The 21,861-nt window shown below is 72.5% G+C and carries 14 protein-coding genes; 8 read left to right on the top strand and 6 right to left on the bottom strand.

What is annotated here, in order from left to right; all coding sequences use genetic code 11:
* Positions 1 to 205 precede the first annotated feature (205 nt).
* The 3 genes from ACFXKZ_RS06340 to ACFXKZ_RS06330 all read left to right on the top strand — a co-directional run bounded on the left by ACFXKZ_RS06340 (position 206) and on the right by ACFXKZ_RS06330 (position 8,837).
* Positions 206 to 5,161, top strand: coding sequence for a tetratricopeptide repeat protein (locus tag ACFXKZ_RS06340; RefSeq protein ID WP_379996957.1), 4,956 nt, complete (start codon positions 206 to 208; stop codon positions 5,159 to 5,161).
* Between the two features lie 85 nt (positions 5,162 to 5,246).
* Complete coding sequence (locus tag ACFXKZ_RS06335) at positions 5,247 to 5,669, top strand: hypothetical protein (RefSeq protein ID WP_379996955.1); 423 nt, start codon at positions 5,247 to 5,249, stop codon at positions 5,667 to 5,669.
* Between the two features lie 2,376 nt (positions 5,670 to 8,045).
* Positions 8,046 to 8,837 carry an SDR family NAD(P)-dependent oxidoreductase gene (locus tag ACFXKZ_RS06330; protein WP_379996953.1) on the top strand — a complete coding sequence of 264 codons (792 nt, stop codon included), beginning with the start codon at positions 8,046 to 8,048 and terminating at the stop codon, positions 8,835 to 8,837.
* 60 nt (positions 8,838 to 8,897) lie between these two features.
* Here ACFXKZ_RS06330 and ACFXKZ_RS06325 read toward each other — a convergent pair whose 3' ends face one another.
* Complete coding sequence (locus ACFXKZ_RS06325; protein WP_379996952.1) at positions 8,898 to 10,487, bottom strand: PucR family transcriptional regulator; 1,590 nt, start codon at positions 10,485 to 10,487, stop codon at positions 8,898 to 8,900.
* Between the two features lie 217 nt (positions 10,488 to 10,704).
* Here ACFXKZ_RS06325 and pruA point away from each other — a divergent pair, with 217 nt between their 5' ends.
* From pruA to ACFXKZ_RS06310, 3 genes are all read left to right on the top strand, one after another.
* Positions 10,705 to 12,333, top strand: a complete 1,629-nt coding sequence (pruA, locus tag ACFXKZ_RS06320) for an L-glutamate gamma-semialdehyde dehydrogenase (protein WP_379996950.1) — start codon at positions 10,705 to 10,707, stop codon at positions 12,331 to 12,333.
* 31 nt (positions 12,334 to 12,364) lie between these two features.
* Positions 12,365 to 13,294 carry a proline dehydrogenase family protein gene (locus ACFXKZ_RS06315; RefSeq protein ID WP_379996948.1) on the top strand — a complete coding sequence of 310 codons (930 nt, stop codon included), beginning with the start codon at positions 12,365 to 12,367 and terminating at the stop codon, positions 13,292 to 13,294.
* 132 nt (positions 13,295 to 13,426) lie between these two features.
* Positions 13,427 to 13,939, top strand: coding sequence for a GNAT family N-acetyltransferase (locus ACFXKZ_RS06310; protein ID WP_379996946.1), 513 nt, complete (start codon positions 13,427 to 13,429; stop codon positions 13,937 to 13,939).
* Between the two features lie 2,008 nt (positions 13,940 to 15,947).
* Here ACFXKZ_RS06310 and ACFXKZ_RS06305 read toward each other — a convergent pair.
* A complete protein-coding gene (locus tag ACFXKZ_RS06305; protein WP_379996944.1) occupies positions 15,948 to 16,166 on the bottom strand; it encodes a hypothetical protein in 219 nt (72 codons plus the stop codon).
* Positions 16,167 to 16,175: 9 nt separating this feature from the next.
* Here ACFXKZ_RS06305 and ACFXKZ_RS06300 point away from each other — a divergent pair, with 9 nt between their 5' ends.
* Positions 16,176 to 16,382, top strand: a complete 207-nt coding sequence (locus tag ACFXKZ_RS06300) for a hypothetical protein (RefSeq protein ID WP_379996942.1) — start codon at positions 16,176 to 16,178, stop codon at positions 16,380 to 16,382.
* Positions 16,383 to 16,812: 430 nt separating this feature from the next.
* Here the strand turns inward: ACFXKZ_RS06300 and ACFXKZ_RS06295 are convergent, their stop codons facing one another.
* From ACFXKZ_RS06295 to ACFXKZ_RS06285, 3 genes are all read right to left on the bottom strand, one after another.
* A complete protein-coding gene (locus tag ACFXKZ_RS06295; RefSeq protein ID WP_379997326.1) occupies positions 16,813 to 17,988 on the bottom strand; it encodes a helix-turn-helix domain-containing protein in 1,176 nt (391 codons plus the stop codon).
* A gap of 49 nt (positions 17,989 to 18,037) precedes the next feature.
* A complete protein-coding gene (locus ACFXKZ_RS06290; protein ID WP_379996940.1) occupies positions 18,038 to 18,676 on the bottom strand; it encodes an HAD family hydrolase in 639 nt (212 codons plus the stop codon).
* A gap of 81 nt (positions 18,677 to 18,757) precedes the next feature.
* Positions 18,758 to 19,957: an MFS transporter gene (locus ACFXKZ_RS06285; RefSeq protein WP_379996938.1), complete on the bottom strand. Its 1,200-nt coding sequence runs from the start codon at positions 19,955 to 19,957 to the stop codon at positions 18,758 to 18,760.
* A gap of 162 nt (positions 19,958 to 20,119) precedes the next feature.
* Between ACFXKZ_RS06285 and ACFXKZ_RS06280 the strand changes: the two genes are divergently transcribed.
* A complete protein-coding gene (locus ACFXKZ_RS06280) occupies positions 20,120 to 20,452 on the top strand; it encodes an ArsR/SmtB family transcription factor (RefSeq protein WP_379996936.1) in 333 nt (110 codons plus the stop codon).
* A 184-nt stretch (positions 20,453 to 20,636) separates the two neighbouring features.
* Here ACFXKZ_RS06280 and ACFXKZ_RS06275 read toward each other — a convergent pair whose 3' ends face one another.
* On the bottom strand, positions 20,637 to 21,800 hold the full coding sequence (locus tag ACFXKZ_RS06275) for an acyl-CoA dehydrogenase family protein (RefSeq protein ID WP_379996934.1): 1,164 nt from the start codon (positions 21,798 to 21,800) through the stop codon (positions 20,637 to 20,639).
* Positions 21,801 to 21,861: the final 61 nt, after the last annotated feature.

Raw genomic sequence — 21,861 nt, 5'->3', positions numbered from 1 at the left:
CGGCGCCGGTCGCCGCGCCGGGACCGCCGGGGCGGCACGCGGCCGGATTTTATCGGAACCGGCCCGGCAAGCACCTGAAAGTCGGCTGACCGGTGTTCTAGCATGAGCGCTCGATGCTGAGATGAAGTGCTGATTGAACGGTGCTGGTTGAACGGTCGGGGGACCCGTTGATCGACGAAGTTCGGCATGCCCCGCGGGCCGCCCGATGACGGTCCCGCTTCTCGCCGCCGTCGCGGCCCTCCTCGCCTTGGTGGCCGCGCTGATGTGGTTCGGATTCCGGCGCAGGCCCGCCTCCGTGGCGGCCCGCGCCGACACGCTGTTGGCCCAGGCCGAAGGGGCGCATCGGGCGGGACGGCTCGCCGCGGCCGATCGCGGCTATCGACGCGTCGCGGACGCGCTCGGCAAACCGGGCGCGCCGACCGACCTCGCCGCGACGCGGGGCCGGGCGCTGGTCGGCCTCGGCGAGGTGGCGAGCCGCCAGGGGCACTCGGCCGACGCGCTCGCCGCCTTCCGGGCCGCGTTCGCGCTGACCACGCTGCCGCCCGGCGCGCTGGAGCTGACCGCGGCCGACGCGACCCGGCGGGCCGATCCCGGGCCGCTGGAGGTCGCGTTGTGCGTCGACCTCGTCACCCGCACCGACACCGACCCCGACCATCCCGCCTACGACTTCCTGGAGGCCAGGTGTGTGGTCGCCCCCGGGGCGTCCGAGGCCGAGCTGATCGCGGTGGAGGCGCTGGCGGCGCGGATCGAGGCGGGCGCGCCGCGGCTGGAGTGGGCGGTCTACAGCCGCGCGTGCGCGCTGCGCGACCTGGGCCGTAGTGCCGAGGCGATCGCCGCGTTCGAGCGGGCCGACCGGCTGGTGCCGCGCGCGGCCACCGGGTACGAGCTGGGCCGGCTGCACCGCGACGCGGGCCGCCCGGACGAGGCGCTGGCCGCGTTCGAGCGTTCGCTCACCATCGAGCCGGAGCGGCCCGAGGTGCTGTACGCGATGGCGCTGACCCACCTGCGCCGCACGCCCGCCGACAAGGCGCAGCGCGTCGCCGCCCTGGAGGCCGCCGTCGGCCTGCTCACCCGCACCTGCACGCTCGCCCCCACCCACGCCCAGGCCTGGCTGGGCCTGGGCCGGGCGCAGCACGCGCTCGGCCACGACGACGCGGCGTTCGAGCCGCTGCGCCGGGCCTGCGAGTTGATGCCCGAACACGTCGACGTGCAGATGGAGTTCGTCGACCTGGCGCTGGCTCGGGGGCAACGGGCCGCCGCGATCCCGGTGTTGCGCCGCGTGGTGGCCGGCCGGCCGCGGCATGTCGCGGCCAACCTGATCCTGGGCACGCTCCACGACGAGGACGGCGACTTCGTCGCGGCGGCGCCCTGTTTCGAGCGGGTGGTCGCGGTCGAACCGGGCCATGCGCGGGCCCGCTTCGGCCTGGGCCGGGCGTTGTTCGAGCAGGGCGAGGCGCAGCGGGCGATCCCGCACCTGGCCGCGGTGCCCGAGCGGGACGCGGCGCAGCACCACCTGTTGGCGCGGGCGTACAGCGCGGCGGGCGAACCCGCGGCGGCCGACGCGGCGTTCTCGGCCGCGATCGAGGCGGGCGACGACAGCGCAATCGCCCACCACCGGCAGGCCTGTGTGCGGTTGCGGCGCGAGTTGCGGCAGGACGCGATCGCCTCGTTCTGGCGTGTGTTGGACCGGGCGGACGACGATTCGCCGTTGGCCGCCGAGGCGTTGCTCTTCCGCGGCATCGCATATCGCGAGGAGGGCGACCTCGGCGCGGCGCGGGCCGACGCGGACGCCGCGGTGGCCGCCGCGCCGCGCGACGCGCGGGCCCACTACGCGCGTGGGCAGTTGGCCGTTGTGGAGGACGAATGGGCCACCGCGAGGGGCGCGTTCGAGACCGCCGTGCGGCTCGATCCGGACTATGCGCCGGCCCGGTTCGGGCTGGGGCTGGTCCGGGAGCACGCGGGCGAGCACGAGGATGCGGCGGAGGCGTACGAGCAGGGGTTGGCGCGCCGGGCGGACTGGACACCGGCCGTGGTGCGGCTGGGGGCGGCCCGGATCGCGGCGGGGCGGCTCGCGGACGGCATCGAGGTGCTGGGGCGGGTGCGCGGCGAGCCGACCGGGTCGGCCCGCTTCCATCTGGCCCTGGGCTACGCCCGGCAGGGTCGGGTGGAGCGCGCGGACGAGTTGTGGGCGGCGCCGGGCGGGGTCAACGACGCGATACGCGCGCACAATGTGGCCACCGCGCGCGATCTGCTGGCCCGGGCGGCGCTGGCCGCCGGGGACCACGCGCTCGCCCGGGAGCACTGGCAGGCCTGTCGGGACGCGTTTCCCGAGCACGACGGCTACCGGACCGCGCTGGCCGAGACGTTGTTCCGCGAGGGCGCCGAGTTGTTGCGGTTCGGCCGCGACGGGGGCGCGCACCTGGCCGGCGCCCGGGACCGGCTCGGCGCGGCGGGCGCGCTGGTGCCGGGTGATCGCCGGGTCCGGCTGCACCTGGCGGTCGCGGCGTTGTACGCGGGCGAACCGGCGCTGGCGGTGCGGTTGTCGGCCGCGCTGGATCCGCTGGCCGATCCGCGCGTGGGCCATCTGGCACCGCTGGCCCGGCTGGCGCTCGGCGCGGGCACGGTGTCGCTGGGCGCGCTGGTCGAGGCGGAGCCGGCGGCGTGGGCGGTGCGCGGGATGCACGCCGCGCGGGGTCGGCGGTGGGCGGACGCGGCGGAGGCATATCGGCAGGCGCTGGTGGTGCCGGGGCCGGTCGAGCCGGAGCCGCACGCCGCGGTCTGCGAGGCGGCCGAGTGCACGGCGTCGGCGCGGGCGGGGTGCGGGCAGTGCGGGCGGGCGTATTGCGCCGAACACGGCGTCCTGGTCGCCGCGTTGCCGGCCCGCTGCGGGACTTGCGTGGATGCGGTCCTGGCCGCGTTGGCGTCCTGTGCGCACCTGGCGGGCACGGGGGCGGCGGCGGAGGCCGAGGCGAACCGGTGGGCGGGCGACGGGGGGCGGGCCGCCGCGCATCACCTGCTGGCGCTGTTGCGGGCGCAGCGGGGCGACCACGACGCGGCGCTCGCCGGTCTGGAGCGGCTGTTGGCCGGGCCGATGGCGAGTGACGAGGGCCGGCTGATCGCGGCCCGGGTGTATCTGCGTCGGGCCGCGGCGCACAGCGAGGACCTGGTCGCCGCGTCGGCGGACGTGGAGCGGGCCGCGCGGCTGGTACCGGAGTTGCCGGAGGTGCGCCGGGCCCGACCGCTGCTGCGCTCGTGGCAGGCGCTCGCCCACGCGCTGGCCGGCAGGCACGGGGCGTCGATCGAGATCCGCCTCGAGTCGGAGCGGATCGACCCGACGGATGTACGCAACCTGCAGTGCCTGGCACTGTCCGCGCTGCGCGCCGGGCAGGCGGGCGACGCGGGGCACACCACCGGGCTGTGGCGGCTGGTCTGCGGGACGTGGGCCGCGGTGTTGTACAGCCCGAGGTTTTGGCTCGACCTGGAGGCGCGGACCGGGCGGGAAATCTCCGCCGAGCAGATCCACGCCGCGCGGCAGGAGCAGATCGAGCGGGTGTACCGGGAGTTGCGCGAGCGCGCCGCGCACAGCGAGGGCTCGGTGGCCGCGCTGTATCGCCGGCTGGACCTGCACTGGGCGTGGGAGGTGGCCGCGACCGAGCGGGTGGCGGCGCTGGATCCGGCGCCGGCGCCGATCGTGTGCGGGCCGCTGTTCCTGGCGCGGGTGGCCGATCCGGAGCAGGGCTCGGACGCGGGTCGGGCGTTGGCCGAGACGGTGCGCGCCGCCGCCGATCCGCATACCGGCGACCTGCTCGGGCCGCTGGGGATGTACCACCACCTGATCGACGTGGGCCGCTTCGACGAGGCGGTGGCGGGGCTGACCGGCCTCGCGGGGCTGGCCGGGCCTGACGCGACGCCGGGGGTGGCCGCGCTGTTGGCCCGGGCGCATCTGGCCCGGGCGCGGGATCTGGGCGGGCGCGGGGAGTGGGCGCGGGCGCTGGGGTGTCTGGAGCAGGCCGCGCCGATCCCGGCGGAGGCGGTGGAGCTGGCGGCGGAGGTGGGAATTCGCGCGGCCGAGACGGTACTTGCCGCCGATCCGGCCGAAGAGGAGGAGGCCGCGCGGCTGTTGGAGCGTGCGTGGGCGCTGGCTCCCGACGGGCCGGGCCTGCGCGGGGAGTTGGCCGGGGCGTACGCGCGACTGGCCCGGCGGGCGCACGAGGGCAGGCGGCATCGGGACGCGATCGCGCTGGTGCGGCAGGCGCTGGAGCTGACCCCGGCGGACCCGGCGACCCGGGCGCTGGCGGGCGCGGCGTTGCGCGGGCTGGTGATGGAGCTGCTGGCGGCCGACACCGACGCGGCGGCGGCCGAGGCGGTCGGGGCGATGCGCGAGGCGTTCGCGCTCGACCCGGGCGAGGCGAGCCGGATCGGGTTGACCAACGCACTGTTCCTGAGCGCGGAGCGGCTGGCGCTGCGCGGGGGCGCCCGCGAGCAGGCGGTGGCGGCGATGGCCGAGGCGATCGCGCTGGCCGACCCCGACGGCGAGAGCGACTCCGTGGCCGCCGAGGCCCGCCGGCGGGTGGCCGCGCTGTTGGTGGAGACGGCGGGGGCGAGCGAGCGGGACGAGGACTTCGACCGGGCGATCACGCTCCTGGAGGAGGCCCGGCACTACGGCGACGACCCGCCCACCCGCCGGGCGTTGGCGTTCAACCACTACTACGCGCGGCACTACGAGGTCGCGGAGCGGTTGTTGCGGCAGGAGATCGACGCCGGCCTGGAGATCGACACGCTGCGCGAGGCGTGGGTGGTGGTGGCCGTCGACTGGGGCTACGACCTGCTGGCCAAGGGCCGTGCGTACGACGCGATCGAGGTGCTGTCGGCGGCGCTGCGCGAGCACGAGGAGCCGAGGCTGCGGGACGCGCTGGTGGCGGTGTACCTGGGCGAGGAGCGCTACCAGGATGCGATCCGCACACTGGAGGCGATCGAGCTGACCCCGGAGAACACCCGCCTCCTGGCCCTCGCGCTGCACAACGAGGGGGTGCGGCAGGCGAACATGGGCCACAACCACACCGCGCTGGTACATCTGGAGCGGGCCCACGAGTACCACCCGACGGACGGCACCCGGGAAATCCTGGACGAGGTCCGCTCCCGAATCCACGGCTACTACTGACCGACGCCACCCCCCATCGCACCCGCCCCCTCCCCACTTCCTCCCCGCACTCCCCGCCCCTCCCCACCCCTTCGGAGCCCGGAGCATGCCCGCAGCCGAACCCTCCCCATACGACATCCTCGGCATCACCCCGGCCGCCACGCCACCCGAGGTACACGCCGCCTACGAGCGCGCGTTGGCGGCGGCCACGGGCGCCCCCGCCCGCGAGGCCTGCACCACGGCCTACCTACACCTGCGCAACACCGGCCGCCGCCTGGGCGCCGACATCCTGGAGTACGCCGCCCCCGACCCGTCCACCACCGCGCGCGAGGCCTTCGCGGGCGTCGCCGAACAACGCTTCCTCCCCCAGGACGCCCCGGCCCCACCGATCACGACCCTGGTCGTCCTGCGCCGCTCCACCACCGCCGAGGACCACCGCGAACCCCCACCCACCGACACCACCTTCGCCACCCCGGCCCGCTTCACCGCCACGGCGGAGGTATTGCCCCCGGTGGACATCCCCCGCTGAAGCGGGGCGGGCATCCGCCGCCGTCGCCGCTGGTGCGTGCGGGGGCGTGGGCGGTCGGGTCGGGTCGGGTCGGGTCGGGTCCACCGGATGCGGTTTCGAGTGGGCCCGGCGCTTTCGGCGCACGTTGCGCTTTTGGTGGCGTGGGCTGGTGTGGGGTTGGTCCGAGTCGGTGGTGGGCCGCTGCCTGGGTGGGGGCTTCGGGGCGTGGGGTTTCGTCGGGACGGGTGCCCGGGTCGGGGTGAAAAGCGACCTGCGGCGGGTGGCCGGGCGGGGGGTCGGGTCGGGTTCCGCCGGGCTTGCGTTGTCGGGTGGGTCGGGTTTGTTTCGGCGCGCGTTGCGCTTGGGGTTGCGGGCCGGCTGGTGCGGGGCTGGTCAGGGTCGGTGGTTGGCCGCTGCCGGCGCGCGGGCTTTCGGGGTGTGGGGTTTCGTCGGGGCGGGTGCCCCGGTCGGGGGAAAAGCGACCTGCGGCGGGTGGCAGAGAAGGGGGCCGGGTCGGGTTCCGCCGGGCTTGCGTTGTCGGGTGGGTCGGGTTGTTTCGGCGCGCGTTGCGCCTTTGGTTGCGGGCCGGCTGGTGCGGGGCCGGTCCGAGTCGATGATGGGCCGCTGCCGGCGTGCGGGCTTTCGGGTGTGGGGTTTGCGTCGGGGCGGCTGCCCGGGCCGGGGTGAAAAGCGACCTGCGGCGGGTGGCAGAGAAGGGGGCCGGGTTGGGTTCCGCCGGGCTTGCGTTGTCGGGTGGGTCGGGTTTGTTTCGGCGCGCGTTGCGCTTGGGGTTGCGGGTGGCCGGTGCAGGGCTGGTCAGGGTCGGTGATGGGCCGCCGCCGGCGTGCGCTCCGAGACTGCCGGTCTTCGGCGAGGCGGGTGTGTCGCTCGGCGAAGAACCGGCCTGCAGCGGCGGGCAGGGAGGGCACTCGGGTCGAGTCCGCCGGGCGTGCGTTCCCGAGTGGGTGGGGTGTTTTCGGCGGGGGGGTGCGCTTGTGGTTGCCAGCTGGCTGATGCGGGGGGCTGGTCGGGGTCGGTGGTGGGCCGCCGCCGGCGTGCGAGGCTCCGAGACGTGGGGCTCCCGACGAGACGGGCGCCTTGCTTGGTGAAACCGGCCGGCAGCGGCGGTGAGGGAGGGCGCTCGGGTCGAGTCTGCCGGCGAGCCCAGGGCATATCGAGGTGCGATGGGTGTGTGTTGGGGGCGGGAGTTCACGAAACCGGACGGCGTCGGGTGCCGCAGTCTCGACGCGAGAGAAAACCGCAGGTCAGCGGGAAGGGAAGCCGTTTCGAGTACCTCGGGATCCGGTTTCGGCTCCCACTGGGCACTTTCGGTCGGCTCGACGGCCTCCGCGAGGCCGCAGCCCGACCCCGACCCCGACCCCGACCGGGCAGTTTCGGTCTCCACACCGGTCTCGAGGAGGCCGGAGCACACGAAACCGGCACTCGACGCCCGACTTTCCACCCCAACCCCACAAAACCGCAGGTCACCGAAGCCCAAAGCCCACAACCACCCACCGCGATCCGGTTCCGAACCCAAACTCCCCTCCAAACACCCCCGAAAACGTCCCAACCCAGCCGAGAGGGCTCCTCGGAGGACTCGACCCGAGCGCCCGCCCTGCCCGCCGCTGCCGGCCGGTTTTTCGCCGAGCGACACACCCGCCTCGCCGAAGACCGGCAGTCTCGGAGCCACGCACGCCGGCAGCGGCCCACCACCGACCCTGACCAGCCCCGCACCGGCCACCCGCAACCCCAAGCGCAACGCACGCCGAAACAAACCCGACCCACCCGACAACGCAAGCCCGGCGGAACCCAACCCGACCCCCTCCTCTGCCACCCGCCGCAGGTCGCCCTTCCCCCGACCCGGGCCCCCGCCCCGACGAAACCCCACACCCGAAAGCCCGCACGCCGGCAGCGGCCCATCATCGACTCGGACCGGCCCCGCACCAGCCGGCCCGCAACCAAAGGCGCAACGCGCGCCGAAACAACCCGACCCACCCGACAACGCAAGCCCGGCGGAACCCAACCCGGCCCCCTTCTCTGCCACCCGCCGCAGGTCGCCTTTCACCCCGACCCGGGCCCCCGCCCCGACGAAACCCCACACCCCGAAGCCCCACACCGCCCGCTGGCCAACCCCACGACCCGGACCAGCCCCACACCAGCCGGCCCGCAGCCAAAAGCGCAACCCCCGCCGAAACCCCCCAACCCCCCGGGAAGCCCCCCGGCGGACCCCACCCGACCACCCACCCTCCCCGCCGCCGCGCCGGCAAGCCCGCTCCGCGGCCCGGATCGTTCCCCGTCTCGATCTCCAACGGGTGGGATTTCGCGTTCTGATGGTTGACCTAGTCCACTGTTGTGAGGATGGTGGCAGGCAGTTGTCCGGATCAGGGGAGGGACGCCGTGGCCAAGCGGTTCGAGGGACGTAGGGCATTGATCACCGGGGCCAGCAGGGGAATCGGGGCGGCGTTGGCGGTGCGGCTCGCGGCCGAGGGAGCCGATGTGGCGGTCACCGCGCGTACTGTGCGGCAGGGGAATCTGGCCGGGTCGTTGGAGCGGACGGAGACGCTGATCGCCCGGCACGGTCGGCGCACCGCCGTGGTGCAGGCCGACCTGTCCGACGAGACGCAGCGGGCCAGGATCGTGCCCGCCGCCGAGGAGGGGCTGGGCGGGCCGATCGACATCCTGATCAACAACGCGGCGATGGCCTCGTACGCCTCGCTTCGGGTGTACCCGCAACGCCGCGCGCGACTGCACTTCGAGGTGAACGTGCTGGCCCCGATGGAGTTGTGTCAGGCCGTGATACCGGCCATGGCGACGCGTGGCGAGGGCTGGATCGTCAACGTGACCAGCGGCACCGCCCGGCCGTGGGCGGGGCCGCCGTTCGAGTTGGGGGTGCTCGGGACCAAGAGCGCGGTGTACGGGGCGTCCAAAGCGGCGTTGAACAGGATCACCAACGCGCTGGCCGCGGAGCTGTACGGGACCGGGATCCGGGTGAACACGATCGAGCCCCGGGCCGCGGTACTCAGCGAGGGCGCCGAGGAGTTGGTCGGTGGGCAGTTGCGGCCCGATCAGATCGAGACGATGGACCAGATGGTCTCCGCCACGCTGGAGTTGTGCGACGGGCCGGCGGCGCGCACCGGCGGCGAGTACGTGAGCCTGGACCTGCTCTCCGAGTTGGGCATCAAGGTCTGAGCCGACGCCGCCGAGTCGCCGAGCCGCCGAGCGACCAAGCGGCCGGGCGGCCCGGCCCGATCACCCCGGCAGGCGCAGCAGCAGCGCCGCGAGCAGGCGGGTCTTCGGGTCGGCCCAGTCCAGGCCGGTCAGTTCGCCCGCCCGGCGGATCCGGTAGCGCAGCGTGTTCGGGTGGATGTGCAGCGCCGCGGCGGCGGCGCGCACATCGCCCAGCGCGTCCAGCCAGGCCAGCACCGAGTCCGCGTACTCCGTGTCGTGCTCGCCGTCGTGCGCCCGCAGCGCGATCAGGCGCGGGTCGCGAATCTCGCGGTGCTCGGCCAGCAGCGCCTGGACCTCCCCGTGCAGCACCTCCGGGCGTACCTCCGACAACGCCGCGACCTCGGCCGACACCCCGCCGGTCGCCATCGCGTCCAGGACCCGGTCGGCCGACTCCCGGGCCGCGACGGTACGCGCAAGGCTCGGTGCCGGATCGCCGACCGCGCCGCGCACCACCAGGTCGAGGTGGCCGTGCGCGGCGGCGGCGATCTCGTGCGCCCAGCCGAGCGCGACCGCCTCGGTCGGCGGCGCGGACAGCAGCACATAGACCCTGGAGCCCAGCGGCGCGACCCGGGCGTGGCTGTGTCGCGCCGCCGCGTACACCGAGACCAGGTTCGCCAGTTCGGTCCGGGCCAGCTCCTGCGCCGACTCGTCGGGTACGTCCGCCCGCACCGCGAAGCCGAGCACGAGCACCGGCCGCACCGGGTCCAGGCCGAGCTGCGCGGCGGCGGCCCGAGCCGCGATCGAGCCGCCGAGCAGGCCCGCCACGCTCTCCCGGGTCGGCCCGGCCTCGGCGGCCGACCTGGCCCGCCGGCGCACCAGGTGCAGCGTGGCCACCCGCGCCGCGCCGACCAGCACCTCCTCGGCCCGATCGGCGAGCGGCCGGCGGCCCTCCTGGACCCAGATCGTGCCCAGCCACCGCCCACCGGCGTGCACCCCGACCGCGAGCCGGCGCCGGATGCCCAGGTCGGGCCGCTCCTCCACGGCGACCACCTGTGTGGTGGTGCGCAGCCGGTGGAACACGCCCCAGTCGCGCAGCCGGGCCATGTACTCCTCCGGCCCCTGCCACCCCAGGATGGACAACCGCCGCAACTCGTCGGCCTCGTCCGGCCCGGTGGCCCGCGAGTAGGCCAGCACGCGGTTGGCGCTGTCCTCGATGCTGACCCCGCCGCCGGTGAGCATCGCGGTGGTCTGGGCGAGCGAGAACAGGTCGCCGCCGTCGGGCGGTTCGGTGTCGGGCCGCTCGTCGACGGCGGCGTGCGCGAGTGCGGCAACCTGTTCCCAGCGGGCCTCGGGGCGCACCGACAGCAGCACCACGCCCGCCGCGTCGGCCACCTCGCGCAGCGCCGCGCTCTCGCCCTTGACCGCGATCGCCGTCGCGCCGGCCGCGCCCGCCGCCCGCACCGTGCCGGTCGCGGCCCGACCGCGCAGGCCGACCGCGAGCAGCAGGTCGCCCGGCATCACGTGCGGCTCCTCCTCCGGATCCAGGATCGACACGTGCCGGACCGCCGCCTCCAGGCCGCCGGCCGCCGCCGCGACCCGGATCGGGCCGTCACCGACCGGGCCGCCGAGGGCGGCGAGCAGTTCGCGCAGCGGGACGCCGGATTCGGGCACGTTCAGCCCCTTCGTGGATGTCGCGGGTGTTGGCCGATGGGCCAAGCGGGGAGTTTCGAGTTTAACCGATCGGATAAACACCCGACGGCGGTCGCGGCCTACCGTTGAGCACGAGATCCGTGTCCGCACACGGCCGTACGGCGTCACCCGGCGTTGCACACGGCCGCACCGCACGGCACCCGCACCCCGCCGCAGATCACCGAACAGGAGCGCCGTCTTGGACGCTGTGACCCAGGTTCCCGTCCCGGTCAACGAGCCGGTACACGACTACGCCCCCGGCACGCCCGCCCGGGCCCGCCTCGAAGCGAAGCTCGCGGAACTGGCCGCGGCCCCGGTCGACCTCCCGATGACCATCGGCGGCAAGCGGCGCATGGGCGCCGGCAAGCGCGAGGACGTGGTCCAGCCGCACAACCACGCCGCGCGCCTGGGCACCTTCGCCCACGCCGACACCGCCGACGCGCAGGACACCGTCGACGCGGCGCTCGCCGCCGCGCCGGGCTGGCGCGACCTGTCCTTCGACGACCGCGCGGCGATCTTCCTCAAGGCCGCCGACCTGCTCGCCGGCCCGTGGCGCGAGACGTTGGCCGCGGCGACCATGCTCGGCCAGGGCAAGAACGCGCAGCAGGCGGAGATCGACTCCTCGTGCGAGCTGATCGACTTCTGGCGCTTCAACGTGCACTTCGCCCGCCGCGCGCTGGCCGAGCAGCCGATCAGCAGCCCGGGCGTGTGGAACCGCACCGACCACCGCCCGCTCGAAGGCTTCGTCTACGCGATCACCCCGTTCAACTTCACCGCCATCGCGGGCAACCTGCCCACCGCGCCCGCCCTGATGGGCAACGTCGTGGTCTGGAAGCCGTCGCCGACGCAGACCTTCTCGGCCGTACTGCTGATGGAACTGCTCGAAGAGGCCGGGCTGCCCCCGGGCGTGATCAACCTGGTCACCGGCGACGGGATCGCGGTCTCCGAGGTGGCGCTGCGCCACCCGGATCTGGCGGGCATCCACTTCACCGGCTCCACCGCCACCTTCCAGCACCTGTGGCGCACGGTCGGCGAGAACATCGCGGGCTACCGCACCTACCCGAGGATCGTCGGCGAGACCGGCGGCAAGGACTTCGTGGTCGCCCACCCCAGCGCCGACCCCGCCGTGCTGCGCACCGCCCTCGTCCGCGGCGCGTTCGAGTACCAGGGCCAGAAGTGCTCGGCCGCGTCGCGCGCCTACATCCCGCGCTCGATTTGGGAGTCCGACTTCAAGGCCGACTTCCTGGCCACCGTCGACGGGCTGTCGATGGGCGACCCGACCGACCTGAGCCACTTCCTGGGCGCGGTGATCGACGAGCGCGCGTTCGCCAAGAACAAGGCCGCGATCGACCGGGCACACGCCGACGAGACGGTGGAGGTCGCGGCCGGCGGGACCTACGACGACAGCGTCGGCTGGTTCGTCCGCCCGACCGTGCTGGTCTCCGCGAACGCCGACCACGAGATCTTCAAGGACGAGTACTTCGGCCCGATCCTGGCCGTGCACGTCTACGAGGACGACGCCTACGACATGATGCTGGCCCAGATGGAGTCGGTCTCCGCGTACGGCCTGACCGGCGCGATCATCGCCCAGGACCGTGAGGTCATCGCGCACACCGCGCACGTGTTGCGGTTCGCGGCAGGCAACTTCTACATCAACGACCGACCCACCGGTGCGGTCGTGGGGCAGCAGCCGTTCGGCGGCGGGCGCGCGTCGGGCACCAACGACAAGGCCGGCGCGATGCAGAACCTCACCCGCTGGATCAGCTCGCGCTCGATCAAGGAGACGTTCGTCCCGGCGACGGACCACCGCTACCCGCACATGGGCTGACCCCACCCCACCGGTACTTCGGGAGAAGAAGATGCTCCGCAGCCCCATCCTCGCGGCGGCCCGCTCGCCGCGGACCCGCTCCCTGGTCGAGCACCTGCCGCCGACCCGGGCCATCGTGGACCGCTTCGTCGCGGGCGACGTGCTCGACGACGCCGTTCGGGTCACCCGCGAACTCGTCGAGACCGGGCGCAAGGTGACGCTCGATCACCTCGGCGAGGACACCACCGACCGCGCGCAGGCGGACGCCACGGTGGACGCGTACGACGCGCTGCTCGACACGCTCGGCGAGACCGGCCTGGCCCGCGACGCCGAGGTGTCGGTCAAGCTGTCCGCGGTGGGCCAGTTCCTGCCCGGCATCGGCGAGCGGATCGCGCTGGAGAACGCCCGGCGGATCTGTACCGCCGCCGCGCGGGTGGGCACCACGGTCACCCTGGACATGGAGGACCACACCACGACCGACTCGACCCTGGGCATCCTGCGCGAGTTGCGCGTGGACTTCCCGTGGGTGGGCGCGGTGCTCCAGGCCTACCTGCGGCGCACCGAGCAGGACTGCCGGGACCTGGCCTACGAGGGCTCGCGGGTGCGGCTGTGCAAGGGCGCCTACCAGGAGCCGGAGTCGGTCGCGTTCCAGGACAAGGGCGACGTGGACCGGTCGTACGTGCGTTGCCTGCGGATCCTGACGGAGGGCAAGGGCTACCCGATGGTGGCCTCGCACGACCCGCGCCTGATCGCCATCGCGAGGCACCTGGCGGACCGGGCGGGGCGGGCGCCCGGAAGCTTCGAGTTCCAGATGTTGTACGGCATCCGCCCCGAGGAGCAGACCCGGATCGTCGAGCAGGGCGATCTGATGCGGATCTACCTTCCCTACGGCGCCGAATGGTACGGCTACTTCATGCGCCGACTCGCCGAACGCCCCGCCAACCTGACCTTCTTCCTGCGCGCAATGGCCACGAAGAGCTAGGCAGGACCGGGCAGGGCGGTTCGCACGGGCGTCGGACGGGAGCGATTTCTCCCGTCCGGCGCCCGCGGTCGTTTCGTGCCTCGCGCGACCTCCGCGGGATCGGTGTTCGGGGCGGCCTGACAGCATGGGCCCATGCATGCAGTGGGCCTCGGCGACTTCACAGTGCGCCGCGCGAACGAGTCGGACGCGGACACGATGGCCGGGATCGACGCGATCGCGAGCACGGGTGACGCCGAGCGGCGGGCGAACATCGCGAGGTGGTGCCGGCAGGGCTCGGCGACGGTGGCGGAGGACGCGTCCGGCCGTCTGCTCGGCTACTGCGTGGTGGAATACACCTTCTTCGAACAGGGCTTCGTCGCGATGCTGATGGTGACACCGTCGGCCCGCGGGAGGGGCGTCGGGCACGGGTTGCTGAACGCCGCAGCGGCCTCGTGTACGACCCCGAAGCTGTTCACGTCGACCAACGTCTCCAACCAGCCGATGCAGCGCCTCCTCGGGCGAGCCGGCTGGACCCCGGTTGGACTGGTACAGCCTCGACGAGGGGGACCCCGAGCTGTTCTACCTCTGCGGGCGACGGGGCGAGCCGACACATCGGTGACCGGTGACGTGGTCGGGTTGGGTCGGGTTGGATCGGGTCAGACCTGATTCTCGCCGCCGTCGCCGTACAGGTTGCGCCGAGGATGAAGCCGCTCCGCTCGGAGGCGAGGAACGCCCAGCCGACAGCAGCGGGGAGGGTGAAGGGTCGGGTCGAGACCGCCGAGGGGCTTCCGGCGAAAGTCGCGCCTGGGTCGGTTGTGCGGGGCGGGCCAGAGTCGTCGAGCGAGGCCGCCGCCAGCGTGCGGGGCTCCCAGACTGAGGGCTCCCAACGAGACCCCGGCATTGCTCGGCGGAAAACCGGCCGGCAGCGGCGGGCAGGGTGAAGGGTCGGGTCGAGTCTGCCGAGGCGGCTTCCGGAGTGGGCCGGGAGCTTGCGGCGAGAGTCGCGCCTGGGTCGGTTGTGCGGGGCGGGCCAGAGTCGTCGAGCGGGGCCGCCGCCAGCGCGCGGGGCTCCCAGACTCCGGATTCCCGACAAGACCCCGGCATTGCTCGGCGGAAAACCGGCTGGCAGCGGCGGGCAGGGTAAAGGGTCGGGTCGAGTCCGCCGAGGCGCTTCCCGAGTGGGCCGGGAGCTTCCGGCGAGAGTCGCGTCTCGGGTGGTTGTGCGGGGCCGGCCAGAGTCGTCGAGCGGGGCCGCCGCCGGCGTGCGGGGCTCCCAGACTCGGGGCTCCCGACGAGACCCCGGCATTGCTCGACGGGAAAAGCAGCCGGCAGCGGCGGGCAGGGTGTGGGCTCGGGTCGAGTCCGCCGAGGCGGCTTCCCGAATGGGCCGGGAGCTTCCGGCGAGAGTCGCATCTCGGTCGGGTGCGCGGGGCCGGCCAGAGTCGTCGAGCGAGGCCGCCGCCAGCGTGCGGGGCTCCCAGAGTCCGGGTTCCCGACGACACCGCCGTGTTGCTCGGCGGAAAACCCGGCCGGCAGCGGGGGCAGGGTGAAGGGTCGGGTTGAGATTGCCGAGGGGCCTTCCGATCGGTTGGGGCGTTTCGGGGGCGTCTGGGGAGAGGTTGGGTTCGAAACCGGATCTCGGTGGGTGGTTGTGGGCTTCGAGTTTCGGTGACCTGCGGTTTTGTGGGGTCGGGGTGGAAAGTCGGGTGTCGAGTGCCGGTTTCGTGTGCTCCAGCCTCCTCGACTCCGGCGTGGAGACCGAAACCGCTCAGTCGGAGCCGATCTCGGGCGCTGCAGCCTCTCGGCGGCCGAAAGTGCCCTGTGGGCGTCGAAACCGGATCCCGCGGCGCTCGAAACGGCGGCCACTTGCGCTGACCTGCGGTTTTCTCGCGCGCGGAGGCTGCGGCACCCCACGGGATCCGGTTTCGTGAACCTCCGTCACCCACATGCCCACCGCACCCCGAAAACACCCGCCGGCCGACCCACCCGGGAACACTCCCCGGCAGACCCAACCCGAGCTCCCACCCGCCCGCCACTGCCGGCCGGTTTTCCGCCGACCAACGCACCCGTCTCGTCAAAAGCTTCGAGTCTCGGAGCCCCGCACGCTGGCGGCGGCCCCGCCCGACGACTCTGACCGGCCCCGCGCAGCCGACCGAGACGCGACTCTCGCCGGAACTACCCGACCGCCCGCGAAGCCTCCCCGGCGGACCTGACCCGAGCCCCCCACCCTGCCCGCCGCTGCCAGGTGCTTTTCCCGCCGACCAACGCACCCGTCTCGCCGGGAGCCCTCAGTCTCGGAGCCCCGCACGCCGGCGGCGGCCCACCACCGACTCAGGCCGCCCCGCACCAGCCACCCGCAACCGCAACCGCAACGCACGCCGGATACACCCGACCCACCTGGGAAGCCTCCCCGGAGAGCCCGACCCGGCCCTCACCCGCTCCCCCGCTGCAGGCCGGTTTTCGCCGACCAAAGCACCCGCCTCGTCGAGAGCTCCGGGTTTCGAAGCCCCGCACGCCACCGGCGACCAACCCCTGGTGCCAGACCGACCCGGCACCGGCACCCCGCAACTCAAAGACCAACCCCCACCGCAAACACCCACCCATCCCGCGAGGTTCGCGATCAGCCTGGGCAACGCCCGAACAGCTTGCTCGACTTCCGCTTCCGCTGCGATGCTCAGACGGGTCGGGTCATGGGTCCTGCGCGGTACATTTCGTCGGCGGGTGCGGTGGTGATCCTGTCGGCGCGTGCGCCGTAGGCGTATTCGACCATCCACCGGTCACCGTCGTGCCAGATGCGGGTGATGGTCCCGAGGTGGTGATGTCGCCCGTGGTGGTCGACCTTGCGCCACAGGGGTTCGCCGACGGCCCAGGGAGGCGTGGGTGTGTCGGTCATGATCACTCCTTGCGTATGAAACGGGACGACGAAGTCGAGGACTTCGGCACGCGGCGCACGGTGCACGATCATCCGCACATAACCCGGGGAGAACCCGGTAATACGAGCAATGCCCTCGACCGATACGCCACCCCGATACGCATCGGCCACGGCATTCCGCAACGCAACCCCGGCGGCGAGGCAGCAACGCTGGTGGGCGCGCTGCCGGTACGGTGACGCCATCGCAGGATCGAGTCCGAACCCCTGAAGTCGATTGCGCTTAGCGGTGGTTGCGACGAGACGGTCAAGGAACAGCGAGTACTCGTAACTGCTTTCGGCAGTGGCGGACGGCATCGTTCGGGACTCAGCCGCGCGAGTCCGAAACGCGCCCGACCAACGGCGCCGGAAAGGTCCGCATCAGATACATCCGCGACTCGTGCACCAGAGCGGTCAACTCCGCCCGCGTCACATCGAGAGGCCGGCGATCGGCGACCTCGATCCGGATTGGGTAATCAGGCTCGCCGGATGTGAACACACTTACGGACTCCGTGGACATGGTGCTCCCAGCAGATGGGTCGGCTACAAAACGCCCTCCGATGTGGCCCGGAGAGGCACGCCACCCATGCTGACGCGCCGGAAAGCCGCAAAGTGTCACACGGTGTGGCACTCAGATGGCGTGCGCCCACTCCGCATAGCCAAGCAACGCGTCGGGCAATGACCGCTGCAGTCTCACCAGGGTTGCCAGGGTGTTACGCACCTGAGGATGCTCACGCACGTGCTCTGGCGCGATTTTCCTGGCGATCTGCAACGAGGCGAACGCATCGTCCCGCTTGCCGCTCCAAAGCTGGGCCTGCGCCAGATCGATGTAGAAATGAGAGCGGCGCTCCGCCGGTAGCTCGGTACCGGGTTTCCACTCACCAGCCAAACCCAACACGGCTGCGCCGTCGCCGAGTTCGATAGCCGCCGATGCCTTGTGCACGCGAAGCGACGAAGGACCCACAGCGGTGCCGCAGTAAACTCCTTCCGGGATCGACGCCACGAGCACCTCGGCTTCAGTCATGTGCGCGCGGGCTACATCCGGCCGACGCATACGCGCCGCAACCACCGATGCCCGCATGTGCAAAGCCACTCGCGCCGCCCGTGCCTGAGTCCCCTGCGGTGGCGGAGCCGCATCCAGAGCGCGTTCCAGTGAGCGAAGTCCCGACGCCAAGTTTCCGGATACGAAGAAGATTTCCGTGCGGACGTAGGCTGCAACGGCAGTCTGCAGCTCGTCGTCGGCGCGAGCCGCAGCCCACCGAATCAACTCGACCAAGCGGCCGGACAAATCGAAGTGCCCGTGTTTGTAGGCCACAGCGTCCGCCGCTCGATATGCACCGGTCAGCAACGCGGCAGCCCGATGACGCTCTGGGTCCGGTAGCACGCAAACAGCCCTCGCCAACTCGGTCAACAGGTCCGGCAAGGTCTGTGCGAGAAGGGCGTACTGCGACGCAAGTCGCCGTTCAACGGCCGTGTCCACTGCCTCCCGGAGTTCGGGCAGCGCCCGGATCGGCCCGTCCTCCGGCATGTCGTAGCCGTCGATCGCAGCTCGCATCGCAGGCAGTGCCGCATTTACCCGACTGTCCCTCGTCTCGCGGATTCCGAGCAGGCGATGGATGTCGACCCCGAGTGCGTCGGCCAGGTTCGACAAGCCGTCGTCGGACGGGTACCTCGTTCCCTGTTCGATCTTGCGGAGCATGCTCAGCGACATGCCTGCGGCCCTGGCCAACGCCACCTGCGTCATCCGGCGTCCGCCCCGGGTCGACGCGACACGGGCGCCCAATCCGATTTGCGAGGATGGCGGCATGTCTTGCACGCTACCCTCGTCGGTGCGCTCGGGATGGTGATTCGCGTGGTTATCGCCCGATGAGGTTCGCGATTTCGGACAGCGAATCGATCGTCCAGTCGGCGCGATTCATCTCTGAATCACCCGCCCACAAGTAACCCCAGGGGCCGCGTCGCACCATGGCCGTGCGCAACCCGGCCCGGGCCGCCGGGACGTGGTCGTTCGCCGGGTGGTCGCCTACATACAGGATCTCGTGGGGCTCCCCGGGAGCCCATGCGAGCAACCGCGCGAAGAAGGCATCCTCGGGCTTGGCCACGCCCCACTCCTCGGACACCGCCACCGCGTCCACCGGCAGATCCAAGGCGCGCAGCAGCTCGCCCGCTCGCCGTGTCTGGTTGCCCGCAACCCCCACCCACACGCCCGCTGCCCGCAACTCCGCCAGCGCCGGGCGCACATCCGGATACAGGTCCGACTCCTCCAGCACCTCACCGATGCCGGCCGCCTCGCGCGCGGCCCGCTCGGCATCCACGTCGAAACCCGGCCGGATCCGACGCAATGCCTCCGCGTTGTCCATCCCAAGGGCCGTCACCGCCCCGACCAGAGCCGACATGGTGTGCGGCGGAACTCCCACCCACTCGGCCCAACGCCCCCAGAACCGGGCATCGTCGGTCAGGGTCTCACCCACATCGAAAACGACACTCCTGATCATGTGGCCCAGGCTATGGCGCGACCACCTCGACGCCGTCCCGAAGGCTCGCCGCCGAAGCAGGCAAACCGCTTTGGTGGCCGATCAGATGGTGGACGGGCGTTTGTCCTGTGGCGGCGTCGCGGGAGCGGGAGCCTGGGTCCCGGCCCCGGCCCGGCGGCTGGCCGTTACGTGGTGGAGCAGGGTGATCGCGGTGACGGCTGCTGCCAGGTAGCCGAGTTGGGGTGGGGTCAGGGACGGCCATTGTTGGGCCACGCCGCCGAGCGCGCCGCCCAGGGCGATTCCGGTGTAGATGGCGCAGGAGTTGAGGCCGAGGAGTATGGGTGCGGCGGCCGGGTGTAGGGCGATCAAACGGTGTTGTTGTGGGACGACGATGATGCCGACCGCGCCGCCCCAGATCACGGCCCACACCATTGCCCCGCCCAGGGTGTGTACCGCGACGGGCGTCAGGGCCAAGGCGACCGTGGCCGACGCGAGTGCGACCGTGAGGACTCGGGTCGGGTCGCGGCGGTCCACCAGGCGGCCCGCCGCGAGATTGCCGGCCAGGGTGCCGGTGCCCCAAGCCATCAGGATCAGGGTCAGTCGTCCGTCGGAGCCGTTGGTGGCGTCGTCGAGTGCGGGTGCGATGTACGTGTAGAGCGTGTAGGAGGCCAGGAACGTCATCGCGGTGATCGCCAGGAGGCTCAGGACGCGACGCTGCCGCAGTGGGCGTAGGCGGTCGGCCAGGGACGCCGCCGGCAGGACCACCTTGGGCAGGCCGAGTGCCACGCCGACCGCCGCGAGCAGGCCGAGGCCGGCGACGGCCCACAGGGTGATGCGCCAGTCGGTGCGGCCGATCAGCGTGCCCAGTGGCAGGCCGACGGCGGTGGCCAGGGTCAGGCCGCCGAGGACGAACGCCAGTGCCCGGCCCCGGCGTTCGGGCTCGACGATGGCGGCGGCCGTGCCGGACGCGGTCGAGGTGATCGTGCCGGCGCCGATCGCGGTGAGGACGCGGGCGGCCATGACCACCTCGTAGCCGGTGCCGATCGCGGTGAGGGCGTTGCCGACGACGAACACGCCGAGTGCGACAAGCAGGGCCGTACGTCGGTCCAGCGCCCCGGCCACCGCCGCCATGACGGGTGCCGACACGGCGAGGACCAGCGCGAAGACCGTGACCAACTGCCCGGCGGCGGGCGTCGAGACATCCAGGTCGTCGGCGATGGACGGGAGCAGACCGGCGATGACGTAGCCGTCGGTGCCGACGGCGAAGGTCGCCAGGGCCAACGGCGCGAGACGTTTGAACATGGGCGGCGGTGCCTTCCGCTGGGACGGATCGCAAGCTGACGAGTCGGCAGCGTAGACAAAGCATGGATGCTTGTCCATGTATCAATGTGTCGGATAGACTTGCCCCTCGACGCGAGATGATCAGCCGGCGGTGGCGACACGAGCGAAAGCGGGAGGCCGACGATGCGCGAGGTGTCACAGCCGACCCGGGACGCCATCCGGCTCGTGGACGTGCTGCGGGCGCTCGGTGATCCCGTGCGGCTCGAACTCGTACAGCGGCTCGACCGCACCGGCCCGGACAGCTGCTCCGCGGCCGGCGAGGAACTCGACGTCCACCAGACGACGTTGTCCCACCACTACCGGGTGTTGCGCGAAGCCGGCGTCACCTGGACGACCATCGAGGGCCGGACCCGGTTGGTCCGGGTGCGCCGCGACGACCTGGACGACCTCTTCCCCGGGCTGCTCGATTCGGTCCTGGCCAGCGCACGCCGAGCCCGGCCGGCCGTCGACCACTGACCCCCACCCGGGCCCCTCGCGGCGCACGCCGGGTCGTGAGCATCACCCGTGCTGTCGCACGGTGAACGCGTTCAACGGTGACCGCGTTCAACAGTGACCGTGTTCATTCGCCCGGAAAACCGAAACCGACCCTCCCGGACGGGTGTCGTCCAGAAGGGTCGGTGCCGAAAGAGCCGTCGTCGATTCAGCGCGGCAGGCCCAACTCCCGTGCGATCAGCATGCGTTGCACCTCGCTCGTGCCCTCGCCGATCTCCAGGATCTTGGCGTCGCGCCAGAAGCGGGCCACCGGATACTCGTTCATGAAGCCATAGCCGCCGTGGATCTGGGTGGCGTCGCGGGCGTTGTCCACCGCGCTCTCCGAGCTGTACAGCTTGGCCAGCGCGGCCTCCTTCTTGAAGCCCTCGCCGTGTACGAGCAGCGAGGCCGCGTGCCGCCAGCCCAACCGCGAGTTGTGCGCCCGCAGTTCCATGTCGGCGAGCTTGAACGCGATCGCCTGGTTGGCCCCGATCGGCCGGCCGAACGCCTCGCGCTCACCGGCGTAGCGCACCGACTCGTCCACGCAGCCCTGGGCCAACCCCGTGGCCAGCGCCGCGATGGCCACCCGACCCTCGTCCAGGATGGACAGGAACTGGGCGTAGCCGCGCCCACGTTCGCCGAGCAGGTTCTCCGCCGGGACGCGCACGTCGGTGAACGACAACTCGCGGGTGTCCGAGCAGTTCCAGCCGACCTTGGAGTAGGGCGGTGCGACGGTGAAGCCCTTCGTGCCCGCCGGCACGATGATCGTGCTGATCTCCTTGCCGCCGTCGCCCTTGGTGCCGGTGACCGCGGTGACCGTCACGAAGCCGGTGATGTCGGTGCCGGAGTTGGTGATGAAGCACTTGCCGCCGTTGATCACCCACTCCCCCGTCGCCTCGTCCAGGCGGGCGGTGGTGCGGGTGGCGCCCGCGTCGGAGCCGCCGCCGGGCTCGGTCAGGCCGAAGGCGCCCAGCATCTCGCCGCTGGTCAGCTTGGGCAGCCAGGTCTGCTTCTGTTCCTCGGTGCCGAAGCGGTAGATCGGCATCGCGCCCAGCGAGACGGCCGCCTCCAGGGTGATCGCCACGGAGGAGTCGACCCGGGCCAACTCCTCCAGGACCAGGCCGAGCGCGAGGTAGTCGCCGCCCATGCCGCCGTACTCCTCCGGGAACGGCAGGCCGAACAGGCCCATCCGGCCCATTTCGCGGATGATCGTGTACGGGAACTCGTGCTTCTCGTACAGGTCGCCGATCGCGGGCGCGATCACGTCCTTGGCGAACTCGGCGACCGTGCGCCGCAGTTGCTCGTATTCCTCGTCGAGGCGGTGGTCCAACATGATCCGGGCTCCCGGGTTCGGTGGCGGGGGACGGACCGGGCCGCTCGTGGCGGCTTCGGTG

It is taken from the genome of Embleya sp. NPDC059237 (assembly GCF_042754105.1).
Taxonomy (GTDB): domain Bacteria; phylum Actinomycetota; class Actinomycetes; order Streptomycetales; family Streptomycetaceae; genus Embleya.
Note: the sequence above shows the minus strand (reverse complement) of the source record. Positions and strands in the feature narration are given on the sequence as shown.